The following is a 12,968-nucleotide window of genomic DNA, read 5'->3' as shown; positions in this document are numbered from 1 at the left end:
ACATGAACGACATAATCGATTTAGCTAAAAAGCAGCAAAAAATTGTTATCGTCAATACAGGCTGCGCCAATATTTCTTCGGTTAAATTTGCCGTTGAGCGCTTAGGCGTACAAGTTAACGTAAGTGATGACGTCAATGTTATTCAAAAAGCCGACAAAGTGTTTTTGCCCGGCGTTGGCAGTGCCAATGCTGCCATGGCTAGTATTCAGCAAAAACAATTGGTTACATCAATCCAAGGCCTGACTCAACCAGTATTAGGTATTTGCTTGGGTATGCAATTGATGGTTGAAAGCTCAGAAGAAAGTCTAACCGACAGCACACCTTGCTTAAACTTGATCCTAGGACAAGTTAAACGGATGCAAGTGGGCGATCTACGTCTTCCGCACATGGGCTGGAATACTGTTACGGCAAGTAGCGATGCACCATTATTTAAAGGCTTAGATGCCAATAGTTATTTTTACTTTGTACATAGCTTTGCTGTGGGCGTGTCAGATTTTACTTTGGCGAAATGCCACTACGGCATGGACTTTTCAGCAGCAATCCATAAAGACAATTTCTTTGGTGTGCAATTTCACCCAGAGCGGTCTAGTGACGCTGGCGCCCAACTTTTGAAAAATTTTATCCAGCTATAAGTTTACTTAGTAGCCACACAAATTAATTAGAATACGGATTAATAAAAATACAGATGATTATCCCAGCAATAGATTTAATAGAGGGCTCAGTAGTTCGTTTATATCAAGGCGACTACGAGCAAAAAACCGAATACAAACTAGACCCAGTCGATGTAGTAAACAACTATGCCGACCAAGGTGCACAGTGGCTTCACATAGTTGATTTAACCGGTGCTAAAGACACCAGTAAACGTCAATTAGAGTTGATCGCCAAAATGGTCGCCACTAATCGTATGCAATTTCAAGCAGGCGGTGGGATCCGCAGCGAACAAGATGTTGCCCAACTATTGGACATAGGTGTTAAACGAGTAGTGATTGGCTCATTAGCTGTAAAAGAGCCTGAATTAGTCAAAGGCTGGATCACTAAATATGGCCCAGAATCTATCGTTTTGGCTCTAGACATCAATATTGATGAAAGCGGAAATAAGTTTATTGCGACTCATGGCTGGCAAGAAAACTCAGGGGTATCGATTGAAGACCTGTTGAATGACTTTTTATCTGTTGGCGCAAAACATGTGCTGTGCACCGACATTAGCCGAGACGGCACGCTACAAGGTGCAAATCATCAGCTATACACAGAAATGACTAAGCAGTTTCCTACTGTAGGATGGCAAGCCTCGGGCGGCATTGGCAATCTAGCCGACATAGAAGTGTTAAAACCTACTCATGTCAGTGGCGTCATTTTAGGCAGAGCTTTGCTTGAAGGTAAATTTACCGTAGAGCAAGCAATTGCATGCTGGAATAGCAATTAACGATAAAGCACAAAATACAATCACGTTTTTTATATTTAACCCATACAAAACAATTATTTAGGAATTTTAAAATGGCGGCATTTGGTACAGTATTTATGCCTAAAATGGCACTCAGCACTTTCGAGAACGGACAATGGACTGACGCTGCAACGGTTTCATCAGATAGCATTCAACTGCATCCGGGTGCTCATGTTCTACATTATTCAAGTACCTGTTTCGAAGGCTTAAAAGCGTTTAAACACCAAGATGGTAGTGTGCATGTGTTTCGTATGGACCAAAATGTAAAACGTTTTGCTCAGAGCAGCAATTTATTGCATTTGCCACAAATCGATCAACGACAAGTGTCTGATATGATTTTAGATATTGTCGCTCAGTTCAAAGACGAAATTCCTGAACCTCCAGGCTCTATGTATATTCGTCCCACACATTTTGGTACCGAAGCGGCAGTAGGAAAAGCGGCAGCGCCTAGTGCTAGCTCCATGTTGTATGTATTGATTTCTCCGGTGGGTGACTATTTTGCAGGTGGCGCGCGTCCACTGCGAATTTTGCTCGATGAAACCGGTATGCGCTGTGCGCCGCACATGGGCATGATCAAGAGTGGCGGTAACTACGCCAGTGCTTTAGGCCCTATTCTAGAAGCCAAAGAGCAAGTACAAGCAGATCAAATATTATTCTGCCCAAATGGGGACGTACAAGAAACAGGTGCGGCCAACTTTATTTTAATCGACGGTAATGAAGTCATTACCAAAGCGCTATCATCAGAGTTTTTACACGGTGTCACACGTGACTCGGTATTAGAAATTGCCGCAGACTTAGGTATGACGGTATCTGAAAGAGACTTAACGGTCACTGAGTTATTAGAACGTGCCGCCAAACCAAACGTAGAAGCAGCATTGTCAGGTACAGCAGCCGTGTTAACGTCTGTAGGTACACTTATTCATGATGGCATTGAATACAAAGTAGGGTCAGGTGAACACGGGCCCACGACGCAGAAATTACGACAAGCATTGAACCAAGTTCAATGGGGGCAAACTGAAGACACTCATAATTGGTTGACTGAAGTTAAGTAGGCTCAGCTACCGCCTACACACGAGAGTGTGGTAGTCGCTTAAAGAAATGAGCAAATATCTGTTTTTAGCTCGATACTCGCAGCTAGAAGCGCAAAACTTATGTTTTAAGGTTCTTATATGTTAGCAAGACGCATTATTCCTTGCCTCGATGTGAAAGATGGCAAAGTCGTAAAAGGGGTGAAATTTCGAAACCACGAAATTATCGGCGATATCGTTCCCCTTGCCGAGCAATATGCATTGCAAGGTGCAGATGAGTTAGTTTTTTATGACATCACCGCATCAAGCGATCAACGAGTGGTAGATAAAAGTTGGGTGACGCGAATTGCCCAAGTGATCGATATCCCTTTCTGCGTCGCTGGCGGTATAAAAACCGTTGAAGATGCGGGTAAGATCCTTGAAATGGGTGCAGACAAAATATCGGTCAACTCCCCTGCTCTAGCCGATCCTGAACTGATCACTCGTTTACACGATACATACGGGCAACAGTGTGTCGTGGTTGGCATCGACAGTTTTTACAATGAAGAAACAGGTAAATACCAAGTGCATCAGTACACTGGCGACGAGTCACGAACTCAAGTTACGGCTTGGCAAACTGCAGATTGGGTGAAAGAAGTCCAACAACGAGGCGCCGGCGAGATAGTATTAAATTGCATGAACCAAGATGGCGTACGTCAAGGTTACGATATTGCGCAGTTAGCCGCTATTCGCACAGCTTGTAGCGTCCCATTAATTGCTTCTGGCGGAGCCGGTGAGAAAATCCATTTTAAAGATGTATTTGAACAAGCTGATGTTGATGGCGCCCTAGCTGCATCGGTATTTCACAAAGGCATTATTCCTATTCCAGAATTAAAAACCTACTTACGCGAACAAAAAATAGCGATTAGAGATTAAAAGAATATCCACCACAGGGATACAAGGTGCACAGAGAAATGAGGACACAGATTAACATGCTTGTTTCTCAACTATTTGTCTCTCTGTGTAGTGAAACGCTCTGTGACCTCTGTGGTTCAAACGCTTTAACGCTTGGTAGCTTCCTAGCTAAAATATATTAGAGATTAAATATGATTATTACTAAACAAAACATGGCTGAGTTAGCTTGGCAAAAAATGGATAACCTGATCCCTTGTGTCGTGCAAAACGCGCAAAGTGGCAAGGCCTTAATGCAAGGATTCATGGATCAAGCGGCCCTGGAAAAAACCTTAGATACTAAACTGGTCACGTTTTTTAGTCGCTCTAAACAGCGCCTGTGGACCAAAGGTGAAGAATCTGGAAACAGCCTAAATTTGCTAGAAATTAGCGCAGACTGCGACAACGATTGCCTATTAGCCTTAGTCAATCCAGTTGGCCCCACTTGCCACACAGGCGCTGAAACTTGCTGGTTTGATAGTGAATCGCCTGACATTAGTTTCATTAGTGACTTAGAGCAAGTTATTGCCTCTCGCAAAGGTGCCGATCCTGACTCAAGCTATACAGCCCATTTGTATAGTAAAGGGATTAAAAGGATTGCCCAAAAAGTCGGCGAAGAAGGGGTAGAAACCGCACTAGCAGCAACGGTCAAAGACTTGGAAGAATTAAAAAATGAATCTGCCGACTTGATTTATCACTTACTAGTATTGTTACAAGCCAGTGATTTGAACTTATCTGATGTGATTGATGTTTTAAAACAGCGTCACGGTAAGTAGCGTTAATCCTGTCTATTACTACCTTGTTCTGATACTCCTTAGTGGCTACTGGCCATTGAAGGTGTATTGGCATAACTATGCACCCTCAATGGGTGCAGGAAGGGTTACTCCCTTTCAAATACTGTTGATATCTTAGTCGTCATTTCTAGCTGTAAAATGGCGGGATAATTTCTGTCATTACAACTGCCAATCCGCGCCCATCACTAAATAACCATCAAATAACTATCAAATAACTATCAAATAGCCATTAATAAATGTCACTTTAAAAAGTATGACCTCACATACCTAAGTATCGCAGTGTAGATTTTTTAATCAACAAAATAGGTGTTTAATACATCCATCGAAACACGAAGACCTCAACAGATTCGCGTTTCACTTAACTAACACTAATTTACTGAGGGTTTAACCATGTTGAAAATTGTTAAAACATCTATCGCAATCGCTACTACTTCTTTAATCTTTGCTGGCAACGCACAAGCCGATGTAGGCGAAGCACTACAAAATATCTGCACTATTGTGAAAGCTGACGATAAAGGCGAACTACGTAAAAAAATGAAACGTGTTCAAGCTGATTTCAGCCTACGAATTAAAGATTATTACTCAGGTGTGTCATGTGGCGGCAACAGCTTAATTCGTACAGCTATGCTAAACAACGCCATTGAGACAGGTACATTAATGGTTAAGAAAATGCCTAAAAGTGACCTAAGCGCACCAGAGAAAGACGGTAAGACTGTACAGGCATGGGCTGCTGAAAACGGTTTAGCTGACTCGCCAATCGCTGCTGTTTTAAAAGACCGCATCTAATTCACCCTAGTCATTATCAAGAATAACTGGCCTAGCGGTAATGCTTATTGGCAACATGCCGATACTACAAATATCCGCTAGGTTTCAAAACGTTCAACATGGTAGGTTGATAACGTGCAAATTTTGTATTGCATCGACCTTAAATTACGGCCTCAGGAGAGGCCGTTTTTTTGTGTTAAAAAGCCAAATGTGTGTAAAGCGAGTTTTTAGCGTATATTATTTCGCATAGCTTCATTCACGTTTTACGGTCGGTAAAAAAACAAGCGATTAACCTATAGTGGATCAGTGATAACGATATACTTAACCTTTACCCGACTGACTTATTGAATATCATTAGAGAATATAAAATGACAAAAATGCTTCCGTTACGTTTTCAGCCTTCAGCACTTGCCGTTCTAGTCGCGATGTCTATGCCCATTCACAGTGGTATTGCCGTAGCGCAAGATAACTCAGCAGAATCTAAATTAGAAATCATCACCGTTAAAGCGCAAAAAAGAAACCAGAATTTGCAAGAAGTACCTGTTTCAGTAACAGCGTTTTCCGGCGAGCAAATGGCTGAATCAGTGATTAAAGACATTTACGATCTGCAGTCGAATGTGCCAGGGTTAATAGCCACACAAAGTCAATCGGCCACAAACTCTAGCTTTTCGATACGAGGTGTAGGCACCTCATCACAAAACTTTGGCCTAGAGTCATCGGTAGGTATGTATATTGACGGCGTTTACCGAGCAAGACAAAACTCTATTATCAATAATTTAGTTGACATAGAAGCGGTAGAAGTACTGCGTGGGCCACAGGGTACCTTATTTGGGAAAAATACCCCATCAGGGGCAATACTCATACGTTCAGTGGCACCTAGCCACGATGGAGGCGATGGATTTGTCGAAGCTACCGTAGGTAACTTTGGTTTACTTAATCTATCTGGCGCGGCCTCATTATCAGCGATTGAAGATGTACTAGCATTTCGTATTACTGCTTTTAATAGTGACAGAGATGGAATAGTCAGCGATATCAACCTTGGTGAAGATGTTGTCAATGATAGAAACCGCTGGGGAGCTAGACTGCAAGCGTTATACACGCCAAATAACGACGTATCTGTTCGTATCATTGCCGACCATTCAGAGATTGACGAAATTTGTTGTGCATCACCTGTCTTCATGGACAATTACGAAGCGAGAGATGTGCCCGGGCGTTACGGTACAGATTATTTATTAACTAACGTGTTTAACGCACACTTTTTTGCCGGAGGCGATGACTTTTATAATCGAGAAATAGCCGTTAATCGCTTACCCGTTTCTACTATTGAAGACAGCGGTCTGTCGATGGAGATAGATTGGCAGCTAAATGAAAATCTTACCTTTGTCTCTATTAGCGCCTCCAGAAGTATTGATTCGAAAGATGCGATAGATGCAGACTTTACGGATGTAGATATTTTAACCAACATCAATGACAGTCAACAGAGCTCTTTCTCTCAGGAGTTACGTCTAGATTATTCAAAAGATAAACTCAATGTCATTGTCGGAACTTACTACTTTCAACAAGATTTGGATTTAGACTATGCTTTGAACGGAGAAAGTCAGTTTGAAGCATTTTATAATGCCGCGGTCTATCCACAAGTGATCGAGAAGGCCCCGGCCATCCAAGATCTACTGGACGGTCTGAACAATTTAAGTACATTATCTGGTGGCCTAATTGCGCCAGCAGCAACGCCCAGTGAATCCAATGTTTCATTTCCACATATTGCTGAACAAGAGCATGAGAGTTTTGCCGTGTTTGGCCAATTCGATTACGCCCTAAGTAACGAATTTACCTTAACCGCTGGGCTGCGCTATACCGAAGAAGAAAAAGATTTATACAGCGCATTTGCTGAATTAAACCCAGCTGGCGAACAATACACCCCAGCCAATTTTGCTGATGGAGGTGTGAGTCTAGGCTTAGCGCTTCAGAATATTGGCGCAGCATTATTGTCAGGGCAAGCCCCCGCAGCTGAAGACTTAAGTACAATTGCACCGCTTCAATCACCCGGTTGGGGCATTCCTTTCATAGGTGCAGTGACATCTCCTCGGCCAGATATCAACGAAAAACTTGAGGACAACCAAATCACTGGTACCGTAAAACTTAGTTATCAGCCAAGCGCCAGTTCAATGTATTATGCTTTGATTGGGACTGGATATAAGTCTGGGGGAACCAACACAGATCGGCTTGCCGAAAAACTTGAGCCTGTGTTTAATGCCGAAAAATCCACCTCAATTGAGGCCGGTATGAAAAAAGATTTTCCCGCCCAAGACTTACGTTTAAACGCAGCAATTCACAAGACTGATATCTCAGATTTCCAAGCCAATACCTTTACAGGTACCGGCTTTAACTTGCAAAATGCCGGGGATTTAAAAACCTCTGGCGCTGAAATTGAGTTGACATGGTTGCCTTCAGCAATGACAGAAATTAATTTTTCTTATGCCTATGTCAAAGCAGAGTTTGATACCTTTTTGGCGGGTAACTGTTGGTTACCTAGTACATTCCACTCAGATCTTGATGATCCTGGGAGAAAACAACCTACCGACCAATTTTGTGATCGCTCTGGGGACAGGGTGGCCAGTCAACCCGAGCATTACGCAATACTAAAATTAAAGCAGGATATTGATCTAAGCAGCGGTATTTACTCGTATCTACAAGTTGAATTAAGTCACACAAGTGATCAATTTACCGACGGTAGTAACGACCCGTTGCATCATTTAGATGCCTATAATTTAGTGAATTTACGCTTCTTTATGAACTTCTCAGCGTTAGATTTGGATGTGATTTTATGGGGTAGAAACATACTTGATGAGGAGTATCTAGCGTCGACCACAATTAACACACCGGTGCAAGACGGCAAAATAAGTTCCTATGTTGCCGAACCTGCTACCTTTGGCCTAACAGTCAAAAAACGTTTTTAGGGCCTCATTCGTATTGATGCCTCTAAACCAATAGAGCTTAATGCTAATTAAGCTCTATTTTGTCGATTTAGGTTAAGTAACTCACCTACTCCAGCATACCTCAGGCGCACAATTGTTATTCTGCTACAAAGAAATCACAGAGCTTAAATTGCTTACATGCAAAGGAATAACTAACAGGTTTCACGTCTGTCAATGCGGCCATTTTTTTATTTTGAAAAGCCGTCTCAAATGCAGCAATACGTTGGTAATAATTATTCAAAAGCCTAGTTTTAGTCTTATCGTCTAAAAAAGAATGCCTGAGTGAATTGGCACCTATCGTGACGATTTCTTGCCAAGATAAATTAAAATTAGATACCGCAGTAAAGTACTCATCGGTCATATTTGAATCCCACATGCCCCTATCATCAGTAGACAACGCGACAGGGATCCCTAAGCGTAAATATTCAGGAAATGGATGTTGTCTATAATCATCTACGTATTCCAACAATAAGTTACTAATTAAATTTACTTCAATTAAATACTGGTTATAACGCATCAACAATAAGGTATCACCGTCTCCAGTTAAGTTAACACCATGCCCGATACGGCTGGCGCCTAGTAACAAAGTGTCGCGTATATGCCTATTGGGCTCGTCCGATTCACCAGCATGAATAGACAAATTCACCCCATGATGTCTATGCCGTAGTGCCCTTAATGTAGGTAAAAATCGTAAAGGATGCCCTTTGTCATTGTCTTCTCGGCCAACCATGTCAACAGCAACAAATAACGCTTTGTGCGTTGCCACAAATTCGTATACCCATTGCAACACGTCTTCCGCATGTTCTGTGAAACGCAGCAACGCATATTGTAATCGCACTGTCACCCCCGTATCTAAGGCATCTTGTTGGGCAAACCTCTCAACATATATTTGGTAGACATCTTCGGGCGCATAATCACTGCCATCTGGGTAAAGATAACCTTTAACGCCAGCATCTGTTTCTAAGTAGGTTAAGCCTTCTTGACCAAATGCACGCATATTCTTAACAATCAAATTGGCTTGCATAAAGGGATTGGCGAGTAGCGTATTCAACCGAGTCCAATGAGTTTGAAAAAACTCATTCCGCCCCTCATGTGCCTTGTCTAAACGAATACTATTCAACCAAGCTTGCTTTTGTTCAGCCGATAAGTCTTGTAAACGAGAGTATTCCCCCTGCTCACAATCGCTGAGTTTTTTGTATTCAAATTCTTGAATATTAACAAACAACAACAAATAAGGTGTTCTGCTAAACTCATTAGTACCATAACCTTTGCAGTTGTTTATTGTTGTTTTGGTGTAATACACGTAACCATTTTTTGCTTGCTTAATACTCTCTTCATACCACCATTCAGCTCGATTTGACCCAGTTGAGTGATTATGTAAGTCTGCACCTTTAGGCAAGGCATACAAAAAGGTATACATGTCTTTTGCACTAGCGGTTTTCTTGAACCTTTCAAACTCATCATCAAACCCTTTTGCAAAAACAGCAGAAGATGAATAAATATACCAGACAAGTAAGACGAGGATTTTTTTCATTGCATTAACTCCAAAGGGTAACAGCAGGCTAATTTGCTTCATAAAGTAGGCTATTTGGGTGTCGATTCCAGTGATAAATAAGCTTCGAACACGGTAATACTTAAAACACAACGGGTTACTATTTACTCGCAATCCACCAGCAATATTGGTAATTAATCGGTGAGTTTCACGCAGTTCAAGTCGATGTATAAGGCCAAGGACCTTAATCAAGTCGCTAGTTCTGGCTAACCCTCCCTCTTCGCAAACAATTAAGACACCTTCATCTTTCGGATATAAATCGTACAAGATTCAACACCAGCTTCCCATGGTTTATTGTATAGCTGTCGACTGTATAATTTACTGAGAGTAGTAAACAACTCAAAAGCAATACAGCTTAGTTTTGCTTGTTTAAATTCCCAGCTCCAAAACTTAACCAAATAAAGCATACAGTTAAACTTGACCAAATGGTCAGCAAGTTTAATGCCTGTTTACTTTTAGCTATGAATTATTTGCATAACCATAATTACTAACCAAGGTAAAACCTTTAAAAACAGACAATTAAAATGTCCACAGTGACCCTAAGAAATTTCCTTAAGGTTAACCAAGCTTTTCCTTGTTTGTTTGATGAGATGACTTCGCGCACTAACTTAGAGCAACGATTCGGTACAGTATGTTGACCGCTAGTGTTGCCATATTGTAGCCATAGATCAGAAGTATACACATAGCACCGCAACAAAACCTTTTGAAACGGCAAGCAATTAGTTAACCTGAATCTAGGATAAACCGAACCTCTTCGATAACGCTCTTTTTGGGTCGAACGGCGCTGGATTGCTTAGCTTAACTAGTGTTTAGCTTAAACGATCCTTCGTATCCAGAGCTCAGGTTAGTTAACTTTCACTTCTAAATGGGTTTTGCGATATTGCCCCGGCGCTATGCCAGTCGATTTTTTAAATCGTTTAGAAAAATTAAACACATCACCATAACCTACTTGTTCACCAATTTGTTCTAGCGTCCAATCTGTATGGGTCAACAAGTATTTAGCCCGCTCCATTCTTAAATGAATTAAGTGTTGCACCGGACTTCTGGAAAATTCATTTTGAAAAAGTCGGTGTAAATGAGGTGCTGAATAGTTAGCGATATCGGCCATTGACTCCACCGTCCAGTTATAATGTAAACGCTTTTCAAGGGCTTGTTGAAGTTGCCAAATACGCTGAGACTCATGAGAACGCGTGGCAATTGGACTCAAACTATTAGTAATGTAATTTTCTAATTGAGAAAATACCGGTTTTCTTAACAAAGGCTGCGGTTCGTAATAAAGTAAACTCAATGAATGATATATTTGTTGGGTAACCTCACAAAATTCCACATCAGGACGACCTTCAATTAATTTATCCCATTTACGCCCCTGTTCAATATGAAACCACACAATATCTAACCGTTGTGCTTTGAGATCCATAATAAAAGGTTGACCCGCTGGCAAAGTAACCAAATGACAACTATTAATGTTTTTTTGTCCGCTACGAGTTGTTAAATCTAACTCACCGCCCACCACATAAATCAGCGCGTGCCACTCAGGATTAGAACGGGCAACTGTGTAATTCCCTACTAAATTCGACGCTCCTGATATTGAGCAAGCCAATCGTTTTAACTCTGGCGTATTATCACATTCAACAAACCTTTCGTCACACTGAGGTCCGATTTCGAGAATGTCGGGCCATTCACTATTTTTCGACATGTTTTCCCCCCTTTATTAATGCATTATTAACAAGTTTGCCAACAATGATAGTAATGGATAAAAAAGATGATAGCTTACCCCATGCTCAACTTTCAACTAAGTCCGTAAACTTGCATTCAATCATTACCCAGAGGAGAAAATTATGACAACTATTGAAATATTAGGTTTTACATCGGCATTTTTAACGACTTTTTCATTTCTTCCTCAAGCAATACAGGTAATCAAAACGAGAGATACGGCGTCATTATCTTTGGCGATGTACAGTATATTTACCTTAGGGGTTGCTTGTTGGTTAGTCTACGGATTAGTAAAGCAAGATAGTGCGATGATAGTAGCGAACATGATTACGTTACTTTTGTCATCATGTATTTTGGCTATCAAAGTCTTCAATGACATGAAATCAAAGCGCACTAGATTGGCCGAACAATAAAAAGACGGGGACAGGCTTAATGTCCATATTTAGCCTGTCTATTCTTTAATGCGCCACATAAAACCTAGCAAGACTAAAGCAATCCCCACCAACATGAGTTGCAACGCAAATCGCGGGTGCAACAACCCAATTGAAATACTAAAAGTAACGACAATCACTAAAGTTGCACGTTTTTTAGTTTGTCGCGACATACTTCTGGTTTTTTCCCAGCGTTTTATGTCTGCACCAAACCAGCGATTATTCAGTAACATTTGATGAAAGCGCACTGAACTTTTAGCAAAACAAGCAGAGGCCAAAATTAGGAAAGGTGTAGTCGGTAGCAGGGGTAATACCACACCAATGATAGCTAACAGTACAAAACACCAGCCACAGGTAGCATACAAGGCTTTCTTCAATTCAAAACCTCAAAAATTAAAATGTGGGCTGTTGTTGGAATAGCCATTTCACCGCTTCAACAAACTCACTGCCCCATAACGCTTCATTATGCTTACCGCCAGCAACCCGTTTAAATAGCATATTCTGCCTAGGATGACCTTGTTGTTTAAGTTGACGCTGCATCGTGTCACTATCGGCAATCATGCCATTGCCTTCATTATCACCGAACATCACGTATAATCTAGCGTCTAGCTTTGCTTTTTTAAATTTAGTGAAAGCATAAACATCTTGAGAGTACCAATATGACGGCGAGAATATCCCTGCTTTACTAAACACATCAGGGTATTGGTGCACCGCATAATGCGATATTAAGCCCCCCATAGAGCTGCCCATAATGGCGGTATTCAAGCGGTCCGACTCAGTTCTAAAATTAGTATCGATATAAGGCTTCACCACCTCAACGATAAAGTCCATGTATTCTTGACCTTGGGCCACGCCAAAGCGCTCATTGGGCCATGGCGACAGCTCATTCATTCGAGCTTCGCCGCCGTTATCAATACCTACAACAATAAACTCTAGACCCTGTTCAATGGCCAGTTTATCAAGCGCTTCGTCTATCTGCCATTCGCCAGCATAAGCCGTTAATTGGTCAAACAAGTTTTGCCCATCGTGCATGTAAATGACAGGATAGTTTTTTTCATGACTTTTTTCATAGCTTGGAGGCAAATATAAACGGACCGTTCTTTGTCTATCTAAACCAGGCATTGCAAATTGATAGGGCAGCACGTGTACATTTTTGCTAGCGCTAGCTTGCTTTTCGGGCTCACTACAAGCACTAACGAAGCCCGCTAACGCTAGTAAAACAAACAGGGTATAGAATGAATTTTTCATAATAATAAAATAGCAAACCACATAAGCATAAAAGAACGCTATCAGACCTAAATTAGCCGATAATTTCAAGGCATATTTGCTCTTTGCTTTG

At 41.3% G+C, this 12,968-nt stretch carries 12 protein-coding genes; 8 read left to right on the top strand and 4 right to left on the bottom strand.

The annotated features are described in order from the left end of the window. The first annotated feature begins 2 nt into the window (after nt 1–2). The 7 genes from hisH (at nt 3) to RS130_RS12230 (ending at nt 7,915) form a co-directional block, all read left to right on the top strand. Nucleotides 3–632 carry an imidazole glycerol phosphate synthase subunit HisH gene (hisH, locus tag RS130_RS12260; RefSeq protein ID WP_316026181.1) on the top strand — a complete coding sequence of 210 codons (630 nt, stop codon included), beginning with the start codon at nt 3–5 and terminating at the stop codon, nt 630–632. Nucleotides 633–685: 53 nt separating this feature from the next. Beyond that, the gene (gene hisA, locus RS130_RS12255) at nt 686–1,423 is read left to right on the top strand and encodes a 1-(5-phosphoribosyl)-5-[(5-phosphoribosylamino)methylideneamino]imidazole-4-carboxamide isomerase (protein ID WP_316026180.1); all 738 of its coding nucleotides are present in this window, start codon (nt 686–688) and stop codon (nt 1,421–1,423) included. Between the two features lie 14 nt (nt 1,424–1,437). Beyond that, nucleotides 1,438–2,493 carry a branched-chain amino acid aminotransferase gene (locus RS130_RS12250; RefSeq protein WP_316028046.1) on the top strand — a complete coding sequence of 352 codons (1,056 nt, stop codon included), beginning with the start codon at nt 1,438–1,440 and terminating at the stop codon, nt 2,491–2,493. Nucleotides 2,494–2,610: 117 nt separating this feature from the next. Then, complete coding sequence (gene hisF, locus RS130_RS12245) at nt 2,611–3,384, top strand: imidazole glycerol phosphate synthase subunit HisF (protein WP_316026179.1); 774 nt, start codon at nt 2,611–2,613, stop codon at nt 3,382–3,384. Between the two features lie 170 nt (nt 3,385–3,554). Beyond that, nucleotides 3,555–4,175, top strand: a complete 621-nt coding sequence (hisIE, locus tag RS130_RS12240; RefSeq protein WP_316026178.1) for a bifunctional phosphoribosyl-AMP cyclohydrolase/phosphoribosyl-ATP diphosphatase HisIE — start codon at nt 3,555–3,557, stop codon at nt 4,173–4,175. A gap of 408 nt (nt 4,176–4,583) precedes the next feature. Then, complete coding sequence (locus RS130_RS12235; protein ID WP_316026177.1) at nt 4,584–4,979, top strand: DUF3718 domain-containing protein; 396 nt, start codon at nt 4,584–4,586, stop codon at nt 4,977–4,979. 347 nt (nt 4,980–5,326) lie between these two features. Then, the gene (locus RS130_RS12230; protein ID WP_316026176.1) at nt 5,327–7,915 is read left to right on the top strand and encodes a TonB-dependent receptor; all 2,589 of its coding nucleotides are present in this window, start codon (nt 5,327–5,329) and stop codon (nt 7,913–7,915) included. A 115-nt stretch (nt 7,916–8,030) separates the two neighbouring features. Here RS130_RS12230 and RS130_RS12225 read toward each other — a convergent pair whose 3' ends face one another. Both RS130_RS12225 and RS130_RS12220 read right to left on the bottom strand, forming a co-directional pair. After that, the gene (locus tag RS130_RS12225; RefSeq protein ID WP_316026175.1) at nt 8,031–9,752 is read right to left on the bottom strand and encodes an adenosine deaminase family protein; all 1,722 of its coding nucleotides are present in this window, start codon (nt 9,750–9,752) and stop codon (nt 8,031–8,033) included. Nucleotides 9,753–10,329: 577 nt separating this feature from the next. Beyond that, entirely contained in the window at nt 10,330–11,181 is an 852-nt protein-coding gene (locus tag RS130_RS12220; RefSeq protein ID WP_316026174.1) for an AraC family transcriptional regulator, read from the bottom strand. 142 nt (nt 11,182–11,323) lie between these two features. Between RS130_RS12220 and RS130_RS12215 the strand changes: the two genes are divergently transcribed. Then, complete coding sequence (locus RS130_RS12215) at nt 11,324–11,611, top strand: SemiSWEET transporter (RefSeq protein ID WP_316026173.1); 288 nt, start codon at nt 11,324–11,326, stop codon at nt 11,609–11,611. Between the two features lie 38 nt (nt 11,612–11,649). Here RS130_RS12215 and RS130_RS12210 read toward each other — a convergent pair whose 3' ends face one another. Both RS130_RS12210 and RS130_RS12205 read right to left on the bottom strand, forming a co-directional pair. After that, nucleotides 11,650–12,006: a YbaN family protein gene (locus RS130_RS12210; protein ID WP_316026172.1), complete on the bottom strand. Its 357-nt coding sequence runs from the start codon at nt 12,004–12,006 to the stop codon at nt 11,650–11,652. A gap of 16 nt (nt 12,007–12,022) precedes the next feature. After that, on the bottom strand, nt 12,023–12,946 hold the full coding sequence (locus RS130_RS12205) for an alpha/beta hydrolase (protein WP_316026171.1): 924 nt from the start codon (nt 12,944–12,946) through the stop codon (nt 12,023–12,025). Between the last annotated feature and the right edge of the window lie 22 nt (nt 12,947–12,968).

It is taken from the genome of Paraglaciecola aquimarina (assembly GCF_032464635.1).
Classification (GTDB): domain Bacteria; phylum Pseudomonadota; class Gammaproteobacteria; order Enterobacterales; family Alteromonadaceae; genus Paraglaciecola; species Paraglaciecola aquimarina.
The sequence above is the reverse complement of the archived record's forward strand: the minus strand, read 5'-3'. Positions and strand labels throughout refer to the sequence as shown.

Bases quoted from the DNA above. Each gene is read 5' to 3' on its own strand.
- hisH (WP_316026181.1), top strand. From the start codon at position 3: ATGAACGACATAATCGATTTAGCTAAAAAGCAGCAAAAAATTGTTATC.
- hisA (WP_316026180.1), top strand. From the start codon at position 686: ATGATTATCCCAGCAATAGATTTAATAGAGGGCTCAGTAGTTCGTTTA.
- hisF (WP_316026179.1), top strand. From the start codon at position 2,611: ATGTTAGCAAGACGCATTATTCCTTGCCTCGATGTGAAAGATGGCAAA.
- hisIE (WP_316026178.1), top strand. From the start codon at position 3,555: ATGATTATTACTAAACAAAACATGGCTGAGTTAGCTTGGCAAAAAATG.
- RS130_RS12235 (WP_316026177.1), top strand. From the start codon at position 4,584: ATGTTGAAAATTGTTAAAACATCTATCGCAATCGCTACTACTTCTTTA.
- RS130_RS12230 (WP_316026176.1), top strand. From the start codon at position 5,327: ATGACAAAAATGCTTCCGTTACGTTTTCAGCCTTCAGCACTTGCCGTT.
- RS130_RS12220 (WP_316026174.1), bottom strand. From the start codon at position 11,181: ATGTCGAAAAATAGTGAATGGCCCGACATTCTCGAAATCGGACCTCAG.
- RS130_RS12215 (WP_316026173.1), top strand. From the start codon at position 11,324: ATGACAACTATTGAAATATTAGGTTTTACATCGGCATTTTTAACGACT.